The 18,213-nt window shown below is 63.4% G+C and carries 19 protein-coding genes, 1 tRNA gene and 2 pseudogenes; 18 read left to right on the top strand and 4 right to left on the bottom strand.

From position 1 onward, the window contains the following. Positions 1-109: 109 nt before the first annotated feature. Positions 110-976 carry an isocitrate lyase/PEP mutase family protein gene (locus QX034_RS00610; protein WP_315705756.1) on the top strand — a complete coding sequence of 289 codons (867 nt, stop codon included), beginning with the start codon at positions 110-112 and terminating at the stop codon, positions 974-976. Continuing rightward, on the top strand, positions 973-1,278 hold the full coding sequence (locus tag QX034_RS00605) for an acylphosphatase (protein WP_315705757.1): 306 nt from the start codon (positions 973-975) through the stop codon (positions 1,276-1,278). The genes QX034_RS00610 and QX034_RS00605 overlap by 4 nt, the downstream gene beginning before the upstream one ends. A gap of 98 nt (positions 1,279-1,376) precedes the next feature. Here QX034_RS00605 and QX034_RS00600 read toward each other — a convergent pair whose 3' ends face one another. Together QX034_RS00600 and lipB are read right to left on the bottom strand one after the other, a co-directional pair. Further along, positions 1,377-2,357: an AraC family transcriptional regulator gene (locus QX034_RS00600; protein WP_315705950.1), complete on the bottom strand. Its 981-nt coding sequence runs from the start codon at positions 2,355-2,357 to the stop codon at positions 1,377-1,379. A 179-nt stretch (positions 2,358-2,536) separates the two neighbouring features. After that, entirely contained in the window at positions 2,537-3,259 is a 723-nt protein-coding gene (lipB, locus tag QX034_RS00595) for a lipoyl(octanoyl) transferase LipB (protein ID WP_316194916.1), read from the bottom strand. A 64-nt stretch (positions 3,260-3,323) separates the two neighbouring features. On the opposite strand from lipB, the gene QX034_RS00590 reads away from it, so the two are divergent. The 4 genes from QX034_RS00590 to QX034_RS00575 all read left to right on the top strand — a co-directional run bounded on the left by QX034_RS00590 (position 3,324) and on the right by QX034_RS00575 (position 5,097). After that, positions 3,324-3,566, top strand: a complete 243-nt coding sequence (locus tag QX034_RS00590; protein WP_315705759.1) for a FliM/FliN family flagellar motor switch protein — start codon at positions 3,324-3,326, stop codon at positions 3,564-3,566. Positions 3,567-3,702: 136 nt separating this feature from the next. Then, positions 3,703-3,787 (top strand) — tRNA-Leu (locus QX034_RS00585). Further along, positions 3,746-4,765, top strand: a complete 1,020-nt coding sequence (locus tag QX034_RS00580) for a N,N-dimethylformamidase beta subunit family domain-containing protein (RefSeq protein ID WP_315727928.1) — start codon at positions 3,746-3,748, stop codon at positions 4,763-4,765. The genes QX034_RS00585 and QX034_RS00580 overlap by 42 nt, the downstream gene beginning before the upstream one ends. Next, positions 4,717-5,097, top strand: a complete 381-nt coding sequence (locus QX034_RS00575) for a DUF3363 domain-containing protein (RefSeq protein ID WP_315705795.1) — start codon at positions 4,717-4,719, stop codon at positions 5,095-5,097. The genes QX034_RS00580 and QX034_RS00575 overlap by 49 nt, the downstream gene beginning before the upstream one ends. A gap of 232 nt (positions 5,098-5,329) precedes the next feature. Here the strand turns inward: QX034_RS00575 and QX034_RS00570 are convergent, their stop codons facing one another. Next, positions 5,330-6,436: a Fic family protein gene (locus tag QX034_RS00570; RefSeq protein WP_315765831.1), complete on the bottom strand. Its 1,107-nt coding sequence runs from the start codon at positions 6,434-6,436 to the stop codon at positions 5,330-5,332. Positions 6,437-6,649: 213 nt separating this feature from the next. Between QX034_RS00570 and QX034_RS00565 the strand changes: the two genes are divergently transcribed. The 6 genes and pseudogenes from QX034_RS00565 (at position 6,650) to QX034_RS00540 (ending at position 10,022) form a co-directional block, all read left to right on the top strand. Beyond that, entirely contained in the window at positions 6,650-7,849 is a 1,200-nt protein-coding gene (locus QX034_RS00565) for a CoxG family protein (RefSeq protein WP_315745082.1), read from the top strand. A gap of 136 nt (positions 7,850-7,985) precedes the next feature. Next, positions 7,986-8,801 carry a crotonase/enoyl-CoA hydratase family protein gene (locus tag QX034_RS00560; RefSeq protein WP_315705836.1) on the top strand — a complete coding sequence of 272 codons (816 nt, stop codon included), beginning with the start codon at positions 7,986-7,988 and terminating at the stop codon, positions 8,799-8,801. A 102-nt stretch (positions 8,802-8,903) separates the two neighbouring features. Next, positions 8,904-9,010: pseudogene (locus QX034_RS00555) on the top strand (IS630 family transposase); the annotation flags it as partial. Between the two features lie 60 nt (positions 9,011-9,070). Next, positions 9,071-9,343, top strand: a complete 273-nt coding sequence (locus tag QX034_RS00550) for an ABC transporter substrate binding protein (protein WP_315705837.1) — start codon at positions 9,071-9,073, stop codon at positions 9,341-9,343. Positions 9,344-9,426: 83 nt separating this feature from the next. Then, positions 9,427-9,722, top strand: a pseudogene (locus QX034_RS00545) (NAD(P)/FAD-dependent oxidoreductase); the annotation flags it as partial. 87 nt (positions 9,723-9,809) lie between these two features. Then, a complete protein-coding gene (locus QX034_RS00540; RefSeq protein ID WP_315705838.1) occupies positions 9,810-10,022 on the top strand; it encodes a hypothetical protein in 213 nt (70 codons plus the stop codon). Between the two features lie 255 nt (positions 10,023-10,277). On the opposite strand, the gene QX034_RS00535 is transcribed toward QX034_RS00540, so the two are convergent. Next, positions 10,278-11,078 carry a DeoR/GlpR family DNA-binding transcription regulator gene (locus QX034_RS00535; protein ID WP_315705839.1) on the bottom strand — a complete coding sequence of 267 codons (801 nt, stop codon included), beginning with the start codon at positions 11,076-11,078 and terminating at the stop codon, positions 10,278-10,280. Positions 11,079-11,351: 273 nt separating this feature from the next. On the opposite strand from QX034_RS00535, the gene deoC reads away from it, so the two are divergent. The 6 genes from deoC (at position 11,352) to QX034_RS00505 (ending at position 18,207) form a co-directional block, all read left to right on the top strand. Continuing rightward, complete coding sequence (gene deoC / locus QX034_RS00530) at positions 11,352-12,347, top strand: deoxyribose-phosphate aldolase (RefSeq protein ID WP_316174948.1); 996 nt, start codon at positions 11,352-11,354, stop codon at positions 12,345-12,347. Positions 12,348-12,357: 10 nt separating this feature from the next. Continuing rightward, on the top strand, positions 12,358-14,742 hold the full coding sequence (locus QX034_RS00525; protein ID WP_315745086.1) for an aldehyde dehydrogenase family protein: 2,385 nt from the start codon (positions 12,358-12,360) through the stop codon (positions 14,740-14,742). 165 nt (positions 14,743-14,907) lie between these two features. Then, positions 14,908-15,366 (top strand): RbsD/FucU family protein, encoded by a 459-nt coding sequence (locus QX034_RS00520; RefSeq protein ID WP_315705842.1) that lies wholly within the window; start codon positions 14,908-14,910, stop codon positions 15,364-15,366. Between the two features lie 2 nt (positions 15,367-15,368). Continuing rightward, the gene (locus QX034_RS00515) at positions 15,369-16,301 is read left to right on the top strand and encodes a ribokinase (RefSeq protein ID WP_315705953.1); all 933 of its coding nucleotides are present in this window, start codon (positions 15,369-15,371) and stop codon (positions 16,299-16,301) included. Continuing rightward, complete coding sequence (locus tag QX034_RS00510; RefSeq protein ID WP_315745087.1) at positions 16,298-17,173, top strand: sugar ABC transporter permease; 876 nt, start codon at positions 16,298-16,300, stop codon at positions 17,171-17,173. Before QX034_RS00515 ends, QX034_RS00510 begins: the two co-directional genes overlap by 4 nt. Then, entirely contained in the window at positions 17,170-18,207 is a 1,038-nt protein-coding gene (locus QX034_RS00505; RefSeq protein ID WP_315705844.1) for a carbohydrate ABC transporter permease, read from the top strand. The genes QX034_RS00510 and QX034_RS00505 overlap by 4 nt, the downstream gene beginning before the upstream one ends. The last annotated feature ends 6 nt before the right edge of the window (positions 18,208-18,213 follow it).

Below are 18,213 nucleotides of genomic sequence, written 5' to 3'. Positions count from 1 at the left end.
AGAAACAACATCCGTCATTGCGAGCGGAGCGAAGCAATCCAGAACCTGACGCGTTATTCTTGGATCGCTTCGTCGCTTCGCTCCTCGCAATGACGGGACGAGAGGTGCAATGACCTTCCGTGCACGTCGCGACAAACTTCGATCGATCCTGACGGGTGCTCGCTGCATCCGTCCCGGCTCCGTCTATGACGCGATCTCGATCCGCATCGCCGAGGATATCGGCTTCGAGCTCGGCATGTTCGGCGGCTCGGTGGCCTCGCTCGCGGTGCTCGGCGACCCCGACATCACGCTGATCACGCTCACCGAGCTTGCCGAGCAGATGCGGCGGATGTCGCGCGCGGCGTCCTTGCCTGTGCTGGTCGATGCCGATCATGGCTATGGCAATGCGCTGAATGTCCGCCGCACCGTGCAGGAACTGGAGGCGGCGGGCGCGGCCGGGCTGACGATCGAGGACACGCTGTTGCCGCAGGCCTTCGGGGAGACCAAGACGCAGCTGATTTCGCTCGACGAGGGTATTGGCAAGATGAAGGCGGCCCTCGACGGCCGCGGCGATCCCTCGCTGGTGATCCTCGGGCGCACGGGAGCCGTGTCGATCATCTCGCTCGAGGATGCGATCGCACGGGCGCGGGCCTATGAGGCCTGCGGCGTGGACGGCCTGTTCTTCACCGGCATCAAGTCGCGCGCCGAGCTCGATGCGATCTCCGAGGCGACGAGCTTGCCGATCGTGCTCGGTGGCGCGCCGGAGGAGATGTCAGATCTCGATTACCTCACGTCTCGCCGCGTGCGAATCGCGCTGCAGGGCCATGCCCCGATTGCTGCAGCAACCCAGGCCGTGCATGAGACGTTGAGGGCGCTGCGCGACGGCACATCGCCGAAGCAGCTGAAGGGATTGGCTTCAGGAGAACTGACCGCGCGCGTGACGCGCGAGGCCGACGTGAAGGCGCGCAGCCGTGATTTCCTCAAGTTGAAGCCATGACGAGCCACCATACCATCGTGCATGTCATGATCCGCGGCCGCGTCCAGGGCGTCGGCTATCGGGCCTGGGTCGAGGACCAGGCGACGCTGTCAGGCCTCGACGGCTGGGTGCGCAATCGCCAGGACGGCAGCGTCGAGGCGGTGTTCGCCGGGCCGGCGGCCGATGTGGCCGAACTGGTCGAATTGTGCCGCAAGGGTCCACCGGCCTGCCGGGTCGATTCGGTGCACGACATGCCGGCACATGCGGATCAGCTCCAGCTGCGCCGGGCAGGGGAAGAATTCTCGGTGTTGCCGACGGTTTGATTGCTCAGCCGGCCGCCGAAATGTGATCTGAGCGCCGCCATAGCCGTATGTGTTGTCCCCCCAGGCGCCGGCGCGCCGCCAAGCAATGCCGCGATGCTTCAGCGCGGGGATCTGGCTAGCGTCGCCGACGGCAGTTCGCCATAGGTCTCGCGATAGTAGCGAGCGAAGTGCCCGGGATTGACGAAGTTGCAGGCCGCGGCGGCCGATGCCACCGTGATGGCGGGATCGCCAGTGAGCAGCATCTCGCGGGCGCGGCGCAGGCGGACCGATTTGGCGTAGGCGATCGGCGAATAGCCGCGCACGCGCTCGAACGCCCGAAACAGCGAGCGTGCGCTGACGCCGGATTCCGCGACCAGCCGCTCGATCGTCATGGCCTCGCGCCAATTCGCCTCGATGAAGTCCTCCAGCCGCTTGACCAGGCCGAAGTCCGGCATCTGGCCGGGCGCGGCAATCAAGTCCCTGAACTTATGACGGCTCGTGGACAGGAAGGCGATCTGCACGGCGTCTTCGAGTTCGCGATAGACTGCAGGCGCGAAGCCGGACGGATTCTCGTCGAGCTGCCACGCCAGGAACTTGAGCAGTCGGACCAGGCCGCGCGCCTGCGGATCGTCGGCAGCGATAGCGCCCTCGAATTCGTAGTCGGCTCTCGGCTTGACGTCGACCAGCGCAGCGAGGCGCCGCAGCAGTGGCTCCTGCTTGATGCGCAGGGTGAGGCGCTCGTGGCCGCCCTGGCAAACCATCTGCCAGGATACACCGGCCGAGGTGACTGCGTGCTGCCGCTCATTGATATCGGTGACCTGGCGACCGACGCAGGCGAGCCCGCGCCCCTTGAGCGCGATCTGCAGGCGCACGAAATCGGCGGCGAAGGTGTCGGCGACCAGATCGCAGCTCGTGGCCCCGAAGCCGAGTGCGATCGTCTCCAGCTCGACGGCGTTGAGCCGGGCCTGAAGGCCGCCGATGTTGCGCAAATCCAGGCGATCGGCGCCCAACCAGCGTGTCCCGAGTTGCCGCAGTTCCTCGGGGTCAGAGGTCCTGACCAGCGAGAAATGGTGCAGGGGATCAGGATGGGCTTCGCTCATCGTCACGCAGTATCTTCACGCACATGATTCGCGAGGAATTCGCATCGCTCGCGCAGCGGACGCGCGATCCGATCATGCTACATGACGAGGGGATCGCGTCAATTCCGCCGGTCTTGGCGGGCGCAGGTTCCAGGCAACGCGCGTCTCCCGGCCTTGGAACGACCGCAGCGCAGTGAGGCTCACGCCGTTTCCGGCAGTGTGGCGGCGGCCGCACCGAACACCTCGTCGAACGCCTGCCGAAGCGCGATATCGACGTCGGCCATCGCAACGGGATGACCGAGATCGACGAGGCTGGTGACGCCATAGCGCGGATCGACCACGCCGCACGGCACGATCGCTTTGAAATGCGACAGATCGGGATCGACATTGATGGCGATGCCGTGGAACGAGACCCAGCGCTTCAGCCGCACGCCGATCGCGGCGATCTTGTCCTCGTAACCGTCGCCCTTGTCCGGGCGCTTCACCCAGACGCCGACACGGTCCTCGCGCCGCTCGCCGCGCACGTTGAACGCGGCGAGCGTGCGGATGATCAGTTCTTCGAGCGCCGCCACATAGGCGCGGACATCGGGCCGTCGCCGCTTCAGGTCGAGCATTACATAGGCCACACGCTGGCCGGGACCGTGATAGGTGACCTGGCCGCCGCGGCCGGTCGAAATCAGCGGGAAGCGCGAATCGAGCAGGTGCTCGGCCTTGCCCGAGGTGCCGGAGGTGTAAACCGGCGGGTGCTCCAGCAGCCAGACCATCTCCGGCGCCTGGTGGGCCGCGATCGCAGCCACGCGCGCCTCCATGAAGGCGGCGGCCTCGGCATAGTCCACAGGCGCGTCCGAGATGCGCCATTCGACCGCGTCCGCAGAGCGGGCGGCAAAGGTCGTCAGGTCGAGGTTTTCGCGGCTGTTAATCATTGGCTAACCGTAACATGGTGTTCTCTCGGGCAGGAAATCCAGTCGTGACTTCGGTGGTCTTGCAGTGTCAACCCTCGATAAAGTGACCGTCGACCTCATGGTCGTTCTCGGGACCTCCAGCATGCCCATCCACCAGGTTCTGCGCCTGTCCCGCGGCGCCATCATCGAATTGGACGCGACCGAAGCCGACGAGGTCAAGGTGCTGGCCAACAATCTGCCGATCGCCAGCGGCGTGGTCCTGGTCGACCGCAACCGCATCGCGGTCGAGGTCAAGCAGATGCTGCCGAAATCCCCCGGCGGCGCGTAGGCGAGGAAAACCTCCACAAACCTCCCAATTGGGGAGAAGCAGGCCTTGTGGCCCCTGCACCGATTTGTTACATCGGCGCCACTGATCCGGACCGGCCCTGAGGCTGGTTCCTGGGGCCGGTTTCGGCCTTCCCTTCGCGCTCGTGGCGGAATTGGTAGACGCGCTGCCTTGAGGTGGCAGTGGGTAACACCGTGGGGGTTCGAGTCCCTCCGAGCGCACCACCCCCACGTTTAGGGTTGGAATCCTTATACTTTTTTCCGGAAGTTGCTGATCGGCGTCACGCCGACGCGCTGACGGACTGCAATTGGAAGGCGACCAAGGTCGTTACGCTGCCGCGCGAGCTCAAAAGTGGCTGCTATGCCATACGGCTGCGTTCCGGTAGCGGTGAGAGCCTCAGCGAGGAGCACGTTGTTTTTTTCGTGCGACCGGAAAAGCCGCGGGCGCGTATTGCATTCCTATTTCCGACGTTGACCTATCTTGCGTTTGCGAACGAGCGCTTGAGCTTCGACCATCCCGAACGCGAGGCATTGACCGGTCAGCCCGCCGTGCTGTCAGAGATCGATATAGAGATGTACAGGCGAGTCGATTTCGGTCGGTCGACCTACGATACGCACGCCGACGGCAGTGGAGTTTGCTACAGCTCCTATCACCGTCCAATCATGAACATGCGGCCGAAATACAGGATGCCGAGCCTCGACGTGCCAATGGGATTGGCTGCGGATCTCTCCGTCATCGCGTGGCTCGATCGGAGCGACTTCGAATACGAGGTTCTGACCGACGAAGACCTGCATCGCGATGGACCGGCGGCATTGTCGCCGTACGCCTGCGTTATCAGCGGTGCTCGGCCCGAATACTACACCGAGCGTATGCTGGACGCGACCGAGGACTATATCGCCGGCGGCGGCCGATACATCTATGCCGGTGGCAACGGATTCAACGCCACGGCAGGTCTTCGCGATGGCGAACCGTGGGTCGTGGAGTGTCGCCGCCGCGATGATGGATACAAGCCGTGGATATCGCGCTACGGCGAGCACTACATGGCCACGGACGGGATGCGCGGCGACCCGTGGAAAGTGCTCGGACGGGCGACCCAGAAGCTGGTCGGGATCGGCCTAGCGCCAGGACGCCGGAGGCGCTCGGCCCTGCCGGAATGGGCGCAGACGTCGAGACCGCGCTGCGGGCCAAACGGCAATGGTTGATCGAGCAGGGTCTGGCCCGTGAGCACGAGGGCCAAATGCGTTACGCGCGCGATCTGCTACGGACGCTGGAGACGATCGAGCTTCGTCGGGCAGCCGCTGACATAACTGTCCAAACCGGGCTTGAACGTCTGGAGGTTGGAACCGGCGACAGCATCAGCGGCGTCTGCAGGCGAATGCTGACACTCAACAGTGGCCGGTTTGCTTTGATCGAGCGCTCCCACGACTTCGCGCTGGTGCCGTGGCGGCCGGTGCTGGAGCGTGCGCGCGGCCAATTGGTCACCGGCCGCGTGGGCGGGGAGGGGATATTCTGGTCCGTCGGGATCAAACGCTAAAGGACGCTGGGTGTTGCGGGAGCGGGTTCAGTTTCCCCTGAAGCCGTTCGCGCAAATCCTTCCGAATGTCGCACAAGGTGCTGCGATTATTGCTGGTTATGCCATTCTCTTGCGAAGATCGTATAACCCGCGCGCGCGTTTTGGATCCTATCTCCGCCGGCTTGAGGTGGAGCCTCCGCTCTGATGCCACGCCCGAGCTTGCGTCCGATCCCGCGTCCCTTTGCGATTGGCCTCAGGAGGAGACGAGGGAGTAGCTCGTGCTCCGACCACCACCTGGATCCTTGACGAGGACGTCCTGATCAACAAGGCCCTGAATGTCGCGCAACGCCGTGTCAGGCGAGCATTTCTCGATTTTCGCCCATTTGCTCGATGTGAGCTTACCATCGAGACCGTCCAGCAAGCGGTTGAGCATATCCCGCTGCCGATCGTTGATCTGGATTGTGGCGTGCCGTTTCCAGAAATCCGCCTTTTCGAGCACGGCTGCGAGAATGGTTTCGGCTCCAGTGAATGCGCGGTCGAGACAGCCCAGGAACCACTCGAGCCAAGGCGTGATGTCGAGGCTGCCCTTTTGCGTGCTCTCCAGCATGTCATAGTAGGTCTTGCGTTCCGCCCGGATCTGCGCCGACATGCTGTAGAAGCGCTGCGGAATCCCTTCCGAGCGGGCAAGCGACATGTCCGCGATGGCGCGGGCGATACGGCCGTTGCCGTCCTCGAAAGGATGGATCGTCACGAACCAGAGATGGGCGATCGCTGCCTTGATGATCGGATCGATCTTCTCTTCGGCGTTATACCAGTCAAGAAGCCCAGCCATTTCGGCGTTGAGCTTTGCGGCGGGTGGTGCCTCGTAATGGACATGCTCGCGTCCGTAGTCGCCGGAGACCACCTGCATCGCTCCCGCCGAGGCGTCGCGCCAGGCTCCCACGGCGATCTTCTTCATATTGCTGCGGCCAGTTGGAAACAGAGACGCATGCCAGCCGAACAGCCTCTCTGCCGTGAGTTCGGTTTTGAATTTCTGGGTGGCGTCGAGCGTCATCTCGACGACGCCTTCGACGTTGCGATCAGCGGACGGCAAGGCGCCCGCGTCCATGCCGAGCCGACGGGCGAGTGACGAGCGCACCATGTCCTTGTCGAGCTTCTCTCCCTCGATCTCGCTGGACTTGAGAACCTCCTCGGTGAGGGTGGTGAGGGCGGCTTCCTCCTGCTGGGGGAAACCAAGGGCCTGCATGCGGCCGATGAGTTGCCCCTGCCTCAGCCGGACAGCTGCAAGCTGCTTGGCCAAGGCAGTGGCATCCCAGGAAAACCGAGGCCATTCAGGCAGCTGATGGATATAGACTGTCATTCTCCGCATTCCTTGCGGAGAATATGGAGGTCTATCCCCGCATCCGCAAGAGTATTCTCCGCAAATCTTGCGGAGAATAAGGTTGGCATTCTCCCGCGCGATCGGCCTGAGAACGGTATCATAAAACCGCAGCGCTCCCCCTTGCGGTTCAGCAAGGCCCCGCGGACTCCGCCGGGAAAGAGGGACGACAGCGGGATCCGCTCCGCTCAGCGAATGTTTCCAGCAAAGATCTGTGTCGGTCAGATCATTGGAGAAAGACTGATCCCCGCGCCGATTGGCGCCACCTGGGAGGCGCTCAACGACCCCGAGGCGCTCAAGGCGTGCATTGCGGGGTGCGAGTCGCTGGAAGCCGTGGAGGCGGATACGTTTGTGGCCGTGCTGGCTGCCCGGGTGGGACCTATCAGCGCGCGCTTCAAGGGCATGGCGAGATTGAGCAATATACAACCGCCGAACAGTTATGAGGTGACTTTCGAAGGGCAGGGCGGGATCGCGGGTTTCGGCAAGGGATCGGCGGAGGTCTCGCTCACGGAACAGGGCTATCAGACGCTTCTGCGTTACTCGGCCCGAGCCCAGGTGGGTGGTCGCCTGGCGCAAGTCGGATCGCGCCTGATCGATGCCGCGGTAGGGAAAATCACCGAGGATTTCTTTTCGGCGTTTGAAGCGCGATTGAAGGCGGCATCGGGCAATGAAGCGGCGAACGAAAATTCCGTCCTCCGCCAGTCCTGGGCGTTCGTGCCTTCTCACCAGAGCCAGAGCAATGCCGCGTCGAAGAACGCCGCGCTGGTCTCGCCGCCAGTCCATGCCTTTTTGCGGCCACCCCTGACTCAGACCTTGGTGCACGATGCCAACGTTCAGCGCATGGCCGAGGCGCCGGCAAGGCGACGCCTTGTCAGGAGGGCGACGCCGATCGAGCTCGTCGGAGAAAGATTGATCGACGCGCCGTTGTTCGTGACTTTCAATGCGCTCAACAATGTTGAAGTGCTCAGGCGCTGCATTCCAGGATGCAAGAGACTGGACCAGGTGCGGGCGCACGTGCTGGAGATCGAGCTGGCGATGGGCGTCGGGCCGCTCAGCCTCGGCCTGGAGGGCACGATTCAAGTGAGTGACGTTCATGTGCCGACCAGTTATGTGCTGTCGTTCAAGGGCAGGCGCGGCACCAAGGGCTCGGGCAAGATTTCGCTGACCGAAGAGGGCAGACAGACCCGCGTGCGCTATGTGCTCCAGGCCGAGATCAGCGGTCATTTGGCCAGAGTGGGTTCGCGGTTGAACGAAATGGTTGCCGCGATCCTTGTCAGGATCTTCGTCTCGGCGTTCAAGGCCCGCCTGCGGGCGGAGGCGGCGGAACTGTCCACTGGTCGGAGCAAGATCGGATCGCCGGCTTCCAAATTGGGGGCGGCATCGTCTGGTGATTAGGGCAATGGTAAAAAGTCCTTGTGCGCCGGACATCCCATTCGTTTGGCTTGTTGGCTCAGTGTGGGGGTGGCGACCGCGCGTCAGATTTTAGCCTGCGATCCTCCATTTCTCCTGCATTGCGAAAAGGCCCATCTTCATGAAGGAAACCAAATTGAGCGATCAGCGAGTCAGCATCAGTGTGGATGACGACGGCGTTGCGGATGTCGCCATGGTTCGGGCCGACAAGATGAATGCGCTGGACGACGCGATGTTTGAGGCGCTTGCCTCCGCAGTCGACCGCCTGCATGCAGACCGGTCGGTGCGCGCCGTCGTCCTGCACGGCGAGGGGCGCGCCTTCTGCGCGGGGCTGGACAAGAGCCTGTTCGATCGGATTGTCGCCCAGGGCGCGGCCGCGATGGGCGATCTCGCCGAACGCACGCATGGCCTCGCCAATCTCTGGCAGCAAGTGTCGTGGGGCTGGCGGGAGCTGCCTGTGCCGGTGATTGCCGCGGTGCACGGTGTCGCATTCGGCGGCGGCCTGCAGATCGCGCTGGGCGCTGACATTCGCTACTTGCATCCCGAGGCGAAGCTCTCCGTGGCTGAGACCAAGTGGGGATTGGTGCCCGACATGGCGGGGTGCGTGATTTTGACGGAGCTCGCGCGTGCGGATGTGGTTCGCGAGTTGGTCTTTGGCGGCCGGGTGGTTTCAGGTGTTGAGGCACTCGCTCTCGGTCTTGCGACACGAGTAAGCGATGACCCCTTGAAGGAAGCTCGCGAGCTTGCGCGGCGGATCGCTGCCCACAACCCGGAGGCCGTTCGTGCAGGCAAACGCCTGCTCAACGCCGCCGCTCCTGTAGACGCCGGGCGGGTGCTGATGGTGGAGTCGTTAGAGCAGCAGCGGCTTCTCGGCAGCTCCAACCAGATCGAAGCCGTGCGGGCCGCAACGGAGAACCGTACGCCCGAATTCCGGTGACGACATCGCGATGCGGTTCGCGCCCCGTCAGAAGTCGTCCACGATTGCCCGTGGCGCGGATGCTGAGCGCCTCGACGGTCTCGCCTGGGTCGAACTGATGATGGCGCCAAACTCCTCTATCTGTCCCCCACCGTCCCGACTTCAATCCGATTGAAAATGCCTTCGCCAAGCTCAAGGCGCATGTGCGAAAGTCCGCCGCGCGCACCCTCCGAGGAACAGGATTGGCTGGACGGAGAGCAATCACCCGTCGGCCCCACCTTGCCAACCTCATGCTTGCCGTCCTGGTTGAGCTGGGCGCGATAACTCTGTTTCCCGAGTTTGCAAAGGTCGGCGGCTTCATGGCCTCCGGTACGAACCTTATCGATCTACTTTATCAAGCAGGCGTTCTGGTCGGGAAGGTTCTTGATGAGACAAAGGCTGAAGACTTGCCGGTCGAGCGGCCGTCGCGGTTTCAACTCGTAGTCGTTCTTAAAACGGCCAAAGCGCTCGGCCTTACCATTCCAACTTCGCTGCTTTTGCGTGCTGACGAAATCGTCGAGTGAGCTTCCGCGGACGGAATGCGATTTCGATGCCGATCAAGGCCAAGGGCGGTGAAACGACTCTGAACAAAACGTGGCGGGAATAGGCGACCATCCGCCTCACCCATGGGCGCGCGGTGGAGCTGCTCCCGGCGTTGAAGCAGAGCCAGATCACGGCGACTTGGGCGAGCTATATCGATTCTACGCCGGATGGAGTGCCTGCCATCGGCGAGCTCGCCGCGCTGCCCGGCCTGATTGTAGCGGCCATGGCTTCGGCATCGCCCCCGGCACCAGCCATCTCATCGCCGATCTTGTCACCGGCGCCACGCCGATCGTCGATCCCGAGCCCCACGAGCCCGCGCGTTTCGCGCGGCATGAGTCCAAGAAGGTCGCAGACTTCTGACGATCGGATGCGACTATGCGAGCGTCTGCCGGAAATGACGTCAGCCGGCTGACCTCACCGGATATCGATCGCTGCGCGAGAGGCGCGATGCGCGCCTTCACGATCGTCGCACCAGAATTCAACGTGTTCGAAATTCAAATCTGTTGCCGTGACGATGTGACCATCCGTAACAACCAATCGCGACGAGGACGGCGTGCGGTTTTGGGTAGCGTTCTTGAAACGTCTCGCAAAACAATGATGCCATCCTTCCCAAAACGGTTTGTCAGCCCGCTGATTTTGTTGGCTTCCCCGCTTCCCTAGCGGGAGCCAGCCAGGTTTGAACCTGCTCGTCCACCCATTTTCCGGCGACGAATTGCGAAGGAGCGGCGGCCTTCGGCGAACTATCGAGACTGACGTTCCGAGTAAGGTTCGCCGGCAGGAAAACAGAGCCTGGGGGCGCGATGTAGCGCCCCCGCTACCAATCGTGGCGATTTCTACGCCAAGCTACGACTGTGATTTTTGCCGAAGATGCGATGACCTCAGCGGCGCGGCAATTTGCCAGGCGAAACGACGGCTTCAGCCCGTCCTGGTTACATACTCGACAGGGAGATGCTTGAATGGCTTGCGGTGTTCGCGCGATACGGCGCCACCAATGATGATTTTGGAGAACGCATGGAGGTCGGCGAAGAAGGCCGGCTTTAGGCTGTCGAGCTTGCTCGCATCGGCAACCAGAATGCTTTCGATCGCCGTTGCCATCGCCGCCTGTTTGACCGCCGTCTCATGAAAATTCGAGCAGCTCGCGCCCCGGGCCGCATGTACGCCGCCCGCCGAGATGAAGGCCTTGTTGATGCCGAGCCTGCGCAAATAGGACAGACCTTCTTCCGATGAGAAGGACTGCGATGAGGGATGATAGAGCCCGCCCACCAAAATCAGCTGCGTGGCGGGACGTCGCGTCACCAGCGCCGCCACGTTCATCGAATAGCAGATCACCGACAGCGACATGCCCTCCGGCAGCACCTCTGCGAGCGACTGCATCGTGGTGCCGCAGTCGATGAAGATGGTGTCGCCGTCCTGCAATGACGCCACCGCCGCGCGACAGGCGAGGCGCTTGTCATGGGTGTGCTGATCGATCTCCTGCTCGAGCGTGTACTTTGCCGCGCTCGGCGCGGCTGCATTCACGACATGGCCGCCAAGGCAGACCAGCGCGGCATCGGATGCTGCGAGATCGCGGCGCACCGTCATCTCGGAGACGTTCAGGAGTTGAGCCGCATCCTTCAGATGCAATGCGCCGTTTTCGGCGATGGCGCGCCGGAGCCGTTCCAGGCGCTGGGCGCGCGCGTCGCGCTGAGCTGCCGCGCCGATGGGGAGGTCGACCATGCTTTTCGATAACCCTGCCTTTGCTGGTTGACAATAGTCTCACATGATGTGAAAAATCCAACAAGAAGACGTTACGAATCTAACAAATCCGCCGGACGCAGAGACCGGCAGCATGGGGAGGCGGCGGCAGAGCCTGCGAATGCAGGGCTCGCAGTCGGGCTTCTTCAGGGAGGAAGCCGATGTTTCGATCCAAACATTCAGTGCGCCGCGCGGCCGGGTAGCAGGAGGCTGCGTTTGATGTCGCAGAGCGCTTCGATACCGGAGGCATCCCGCATGCCGTTGTGCGGACACGAGCGGCCGGTCTCGGTCCAGGCCGCCGCCCTCGCTCGCAATGCAGGCCGAGCCCTCGAGCTAGACTGGATCGACGAAATCAGGGTGAATCTGTCGGCGGCAGAGCGGCGCATCGCGAGCCTGCCGGGCCGGCGCACGGTGAAGAACGAGGCGCAGGCGGCGTGGCTGCTGAAGGCGATCGCCTGCATCGATCTGACCACGCTTAATGGTGACGACACGGCCGGGCGGGTCAAGCGGCTTTGCGCAAAGGCCAGGGCGCCGGTGCGGGCCGATCTTCTCGATGCGCTCGGTTTCGCCGGCCGCAAGCTGCAGACGGGGGCAGTCTGCGTCTACCATCGTTTCGTGGCGACTGCGGTCGAGTCTCTCGACGGCTCCGGCATTCCGGTCGCTGCTGTCTCCACCGGCTTCCCCGCGGGCCTCGTGCCGCACGACGTCAAGCTCAGGGAAATCGAGGCCTCGGTGAACGACGGGGCCGAAGAGATCGACATCGTCATCACCAGGGAGCACGTGCTGACGGGCGACTGGCGCGCGCTATATCAGGAGGTCAGAGACTTCCGTGCCGCTTGCGGGCGGGCGCATCTCAAGACGATTCTCGCTACCGGCGACTTGAAGACTTTGCGCAACGTCGCCAAGGCTTCCATGGTCTGCATGATGGCAGGCGCCGACTTCATCAAGACGTCGACCGGCAAGGAGAGCGTCAATGCGACGCTGCCAGTGTCGCTGGTGATGCTGCGGATGATCCGGAGCTATCACGATCGCACCGGGTTCAAGATCGGTTTCAAGCCCGCCGGCGGCATCTCGACCGCCAAGGATGTGCTCAACTACCAGATCCTGATGAAGGAAGAGCTCGGGCGTGACTGGCTCGAGCCTTCGTTGTTCCGCATCGGTGCGTCCAGCTTGCTCGCCGATATCGAGCGTCAGCTCGAACATCACGTCACCGGTCGTTACTCGGCCTTCAACCGTCATCCCTTGGCATGAGGACCCGGCCGTGACCGTCGCACACTACTACGACACGATGGACTACGGTCCGGCGCCCGAGGCAGATGCCGAGGCGCGAGCGTGGCTCGCCAGGCACGAGGCCCGCTTCGGGCATTTCATCGATGGCGCTTTTGCAGTTCCTTCCGACGGCAAGTACTTCACGACGTCGGAGCCTGCCGCCGGCAAGGCGTTGGCGAAGCTCGCGCAAGGGTCTGCTGCCGACGTCGACGCGGCCGTCGCCGCGGCGCGCAAGGCGCAGCAGGCATGGCAGAAGCTCGGCGGCCACGGCCGTGCCAGGCATCTCTACGCGCTCGCGAGAATGTTGCAGCGTCATGGCAGGTTGTTTGCAGTCCTGGAGGCGATCGATAACGGCAAGCCACTCCGCGAGACGCGCGATATCGACGTTCCGCTCGCGGCACGGCACTTCCTGCATCATGCCGGCTGGGCTCAGCTCCAGGAGCGCGAATTCGGCGCCTACGCGCCGCTCGGCGTGATCGGGCAGATCATCCCGTGGAATTTCCCGCTGCTGATGCTGGCCTGGAAGATCGCGCCGGCGCTGGCGATGGGCAACACCGTGGTGCTGAAGCCCGCCGAGTTCACCTCGCTCACTGCGCTGCTGTTTGCCGAACTCGCCGCGCAGGCGGGCCTGCCCATGGGTGTGCTCAACGTCGTTACCGGAGACGGCACCACCGGGGCTGCGCTGGTCGCTCAGCAAGGCGTCGACAAGATCGCCTTCACCGGTTCGACCGAAGTCGGCCGGCTGATTCGCCAGGCCACCGCCGGCACGGCCAAGTCGCTGACGTTGGAGCTCGGCGGCAAGTCGCCCTTCATTGTGTTCGACGACGCCGACCTCGATGCCGCCGTGGAAGGAGTGGTCGACGCCATTTTCTTCAATCAGGGGCAGGTGTGCTGCGCCGGCTCGCGGCTGCTGCTGCAGGAAGGTATCGCGGAGACCTTCCGGGAGCGGCTCGTGCGGCGGATGGAGACGCTCCGTGTCGGCCCGCCGCTCGACAAGGCGATCGATATGGGGGCGATCGTCGATCCCGTGCAGCTCGAGCGCATCAGGTCCCTGGTCGAGACCGGTGTGACCGAAGGTGCGCAGAAATATCAGTCGCCGGGTGCGTTGCCGCAGCATGGCTGCTTTTATCCGCCAACCTTGCTGTGGAACGTGCAGCCGTCGTCGACCGTGGCTATCGAGGAGATATTCGGTCCGGTGGCGGTGGCGATGACGTTCCGCACGCCGGACGAGGCCGTGCTGCTCGCCAACAACACGCGCTATGGTCTCGCCGCCAGTATCTGGAGCGAGACCATCGGGCGGGCGCTCGATATCGCGCCAAAGCTGTTGGCGGGCGTGGTCTGGATCAACGCCACCAATCTGTTCGACGCTGGTGTCGGCTTCGGCGGTTATCGCGAATCCGGCTTTGGCCGTGAAGGCGGCCGCGAGGGCATCTACGAGTATCTCAAGCCAGTGGCTTGGAGCGGACGAAAGGCACGCATAGCGCAGCCCGCGCCCAGCGTAGCTGAAGAGCGCGCAGGTTTTGCGCTACCGCCGATCGATCGGACGCCAAAGCTGTTCATCGGCGGCAAGCAGGTCAGGCCTGACGGCAATTACTCGCGCGCGGTGCTGTCGCCTAAGGGAAGACTTCTCGGCGAGGTTGGCGACGGCAATCGCAAGGACATCCGCAACGCGGTGGCGGCAGCGCGCGCTGCCGAAGCGTGGAGCCGGGCGACGGCGCACAACCGTGCGCAGATCCTGTATTACCTGGCCGAAAACATGTCCGCCCGCGGCGACGAACTTGCCGCGCGTATCGCCGCGATGACGGGAGTTACGGCTGTCAAGGCGAAAGCGGAAGTTGATGCTGGAATCGCGCGCTTGTTCAGCTACGGCGCCTGGGCCGACAAGTATGAAGGTGCGGTGCACACGCCGCCGTTGCGCGGCGTCGCGCTCGCCATGCACGAGGCGATCGGGGTAGTCGGCGTCGCCTGTCCAGACGAGGCGCCGCTGCTTGCCCTCATCAGCCTGGTCGCGCCGTTGATCGCGATGGGCAATCGGGTGGTCGTGGTCCCGAGCGAACGGCATCCGCTGGTCGCGACCGATTTCTATCAGGTGCTGGAGACCTCCGACGTTCCGGCCGGCGTGATCAATATCGTCACTGGCCGACGCGACGCCCTGGTCAAGGTGCTGGCTGAGCATGACGATGTCGACGCGCTCTGGGTGTTCGGCTCCAAGCAGGCCGCAACCGACGCAGAGCGGTTGTCCGTCGGCAATCTCAAGCGAACGCTGGTCGATCACGGGCTGCTCACGGACTGGTACGACGCCGCGGCATCCGAAGGTCTCATTTTGCTGCGCCACGCGGTGCAGGTGAAGAATATCTGGATTCCTTATGGCGATTAGTGACGTGACAGAACGGACCTGAGCATGATCCGAACCAGCGGGAGCCGGTGTTCCGAAAGATCATGCTCCAAAAATCGATGAGATCATGATTCGATTTCTTGTCCTCGGATCATGATCGGGACCGCTGAGGTCCCCGCAATGACAAAACAACAGAAGGGAGGGACTATGCTGAAGACCATCGATCCGCTGCTCAACGCCGATGTCCTCTACGCGCTGCGCGCGATGGGCCACGGCGACCGTCTGGTCATCTGCGACACCAACTTCCCGGCCGATTCGATCGCGCGGCAGACTGTGTTTGGCGAGCTGTTGCGTATCGACAATGTCAGTGCTGCGCGCGCTATCCAGGCTGTGCTTTCGGTGATGCCGCTCGACACCTTCGTCGACGATGCCGCGATCCGCATGGAGATCGTCGGTGCGCCAACGGAAGTGCCCCCTGTGCAGCAGGAGGTGCAGGCCGTGGTCGATCGCGCGGAGGCCAGATCCTGGCCCCTGGTCGGCGTCGAGCGTCATGCCTTCTATGAGCAGGCGAAGCGCGCCTATTGCGTGATCGCCACTGGTGAGCGCCGGTTCTACGGCTGCTTCCTGTTCACCAAGGGTGTCATTCCGCCGGAGGCCGCGCAATGACCATGAGCAGGCAGGGCGTGGCCATTCTCGGCGTGTTCGTGGCCGATCTGGCATTCCGCGCAGCGCGGCTGCCGGCGATTGGCGAGACGATCATCGGCTCGGGCTTCGCGGTCGGACCGGGCGGCAAGGGCTCGAACCAGGCGGTGGCGGCGGCGCGCGCGGGTGCGAGCGTCAGCTTCATTTCAAGGATCGGCCGAGACACTTTTGCTGAACTCGCGCTCAAGACCTGGGCGGCGGAGGGCATCGTGCCGCAGGTGACGCAGGTGGAGACCCCGACGGGCGCGGCTTTCATCTATGTGCACGAGACTCGTGGGGAAAACGCCATCATCATCGCACCGGGCGCGGCCGGCGGCATCTGCGTCGCCGATGTCGATGCGGCGGCGGATGCGATCCGGGCGAGCAGGGTGTTCGTCACGCAGCTCGAGCAGCCGGTGGAGGCGGCGCGGCATGCGCTGGAGACTGCGCGCGGCGCCGGCAGCATCACCGTGTTCAATCCGGCACCGGCCGTCCCGTTTGACGACGCGCTCTATGAACTCTGCGATTACGTCGTGCCGAACGAAACCGAGGCCGAAGCGCTGACGGGCATCGCGGTTTCCGATCTCGCCGGCGCGCGCCGTGCAGGCGACGCCTTGCTCGCCAAGGGCGCCGGTACTGCACTGATCACGCTTGGTGAGCGCGGTGCGCTGTTTCATGGCAAAGGTCGATCGGTTCACGTGCCGTCATTCGCCGCTGGAAAGGTCGTCGAGACCACCGGCGCGGGTGATGCTTTCGTCGGCGGCTTTGCTGCAGCGCTCGCCGGCGGTGCCGATCCGCTCGACGCTGCGCGCTTCGGCGCGGCGACCGCCGGCATCTCGGTGACGCGGCCAGGCACTGCGCCGTCCATGCCGCGCCGTGCGGAGATCGAGGCGCTGCTGAAGGAGCAGCCCGCGCCATGATGCGCAACGATCCGATCAAGCACGTCTTCATCTGGCCGGCGGTGCTCGTCGTGCTCGCGATTTCGATCTTTCCTTTGATCTTTTCCCTGACCACGAGCTTCCTGAGCTACCGACTGATCCCACCGATGCCGCCGCGTGTGGTCTGGCTCGGTAACTACGGGCAGCTTCTGCAGGAGCCGCGGTTTTGGAACGCGATCCTGACCACGACGCTGATCGCCGTCGTGGCGGTTGGCCTGCAATATGTGATCGGATTTGCGGTGGCATTGGCGCTGAAAGCGCGCATCCCCGGCGAACGGCTGTTCCGGGTCGCCTTCTTGCTGCCGATGCTGCTGGCGCCGGTCGCAGTCGCGCTGGTTGCGAGGATGATGTTCAATCCGACGATGGGGCCGCTGAACCAGCTGCTCAGCCATTTCGGCCTCGTCAACCTGCCGTTCCTGACCAATGGTCGCTGGGCACTTGGCTGCATCATCGCGGTGGAGGTCTGGCAGTGGACGCCATTTGTGATCTTGATGTTGCTCGCCGGCTTGCAGACCTTGCCGGAGGACGTCTACGAGGCGGCCGAGCTCGAGAATGCCAGCAACTGGCAGCAGTTCTGGGGCATCACCTTTCCAATGATGCTGCCGATATCGGCCGCGGTCGTCTTCATCCGCCTGATCGAGAGCTACAAGATCATGGACACGGTGTTCGTGATGACGGGTGGCGGTCCGGGCGTCGATACCGAGACGCTCACCTTGTTCGCCTATCAAGAGGGATTCAAGAAGTTCAATCTCGGCTACACCTCGGCATTGAGCTTCTTGTTCCTGATCGCGATCACCATCATCGGCGTAACCTATCTGGCGCTGCTGCGGCCGCATCTGGAGAAACGCCGATGAGCGCGAGCAGCCTCCGAGGACTGTCGCCATGGTCGCGGCGCCTGATCGCGCTCGGTTGTTTCGCCTGGTGCCTGATCACGGTGTTTCCGCTCTACTGGGTTGTTGTCACCGCGTTCAAGACGCCGCCCGGCGTCGTGGGCGGGCCAACCTATATTCCCTTTGTCGATTTCACCCCGACATTGCAGCCCTTCATCGATCTGTATCAGGGCATCCGCGGCGAGTTCTTTCGCACCTTCCTGAATTCGACCATGGTCGGCTTCTCGGCGGCGCTGATTGCGACGGCGATCGGCGCGATGGCGGCCTATGCGCTCGTACGCTTCGAATTCAAGGTGCGGCTCGGCGCTGGACTCGTGTTCTTCGGTCTCGCGCTCGGCGGATATCTCGCCTTCAATACCTATCTCGGGCTGACGCGGCCGCAGGCACTGTTGTTGGCGTTTCCGCTGGCGCTCATATCGGCGATCATCGCCAACCGGCTGCCTTTGCCGGGGCCGATCCTGGGCAATGAGGACATCCTGTTCTGGTTCGTCAGCCAGCGCATGTTTCCGCCGATCGTGGTCGCGTTCGCGCTCTATCTGCTCTACAGCGAGATCGGCCGGTTCGGCTTTCAGCTCATCGACAGCTTCATCGGCCTGACCCTGTGCTACGTGGCTTTCTCGCTGCCGATCGTCGTCTGGCTGATGCGCGACTTCTTCGAGGCACTGCCGATCGAGGTCGAAGAGGCGGCGATGGTCGATAACGTGCCGAGCTGGCGCATCTTCCTCGGCATTGTGGTGCCAATGTCGATGAACGGGCTGATCGCGACGTTCATGATCACGCTCGCCTTCGTCTGGAATGAATTTCTGTTCGCGCTGTTTCTGACGAATTCGCGCTGGCAGACACTGCCGATCCTGGTCGCGGGGCAGAATAGCCAGCGCGGCGACGAATGGTGGGCGATTTCCGCGGCTGCGCTGGTCGCCATCGTTCCGATGATGGTGATGGCAGCTCTGCTGAGCCGGATGATGCGGTCGGGCATGCTGCTCGGCGCAATCAAGTAACGACCA

Origin of the sequence: Bradyrhizobium sp. SZCCHNR3119 (assembly GCF_032487775.1) — a bacterium.
In the GTDB taxonomy this organism is placed as follows: domain Bacteria; phylum Pseudomonadota; class Alphaproteobacteria; order Rhizobiales; family Xanthobacteraceae; genus Bradyrhizobium.
Note: the sequence above shows the minus strand (reverse complement) of the source record. Positions and strands in the feature narration are given on the sequence as shown.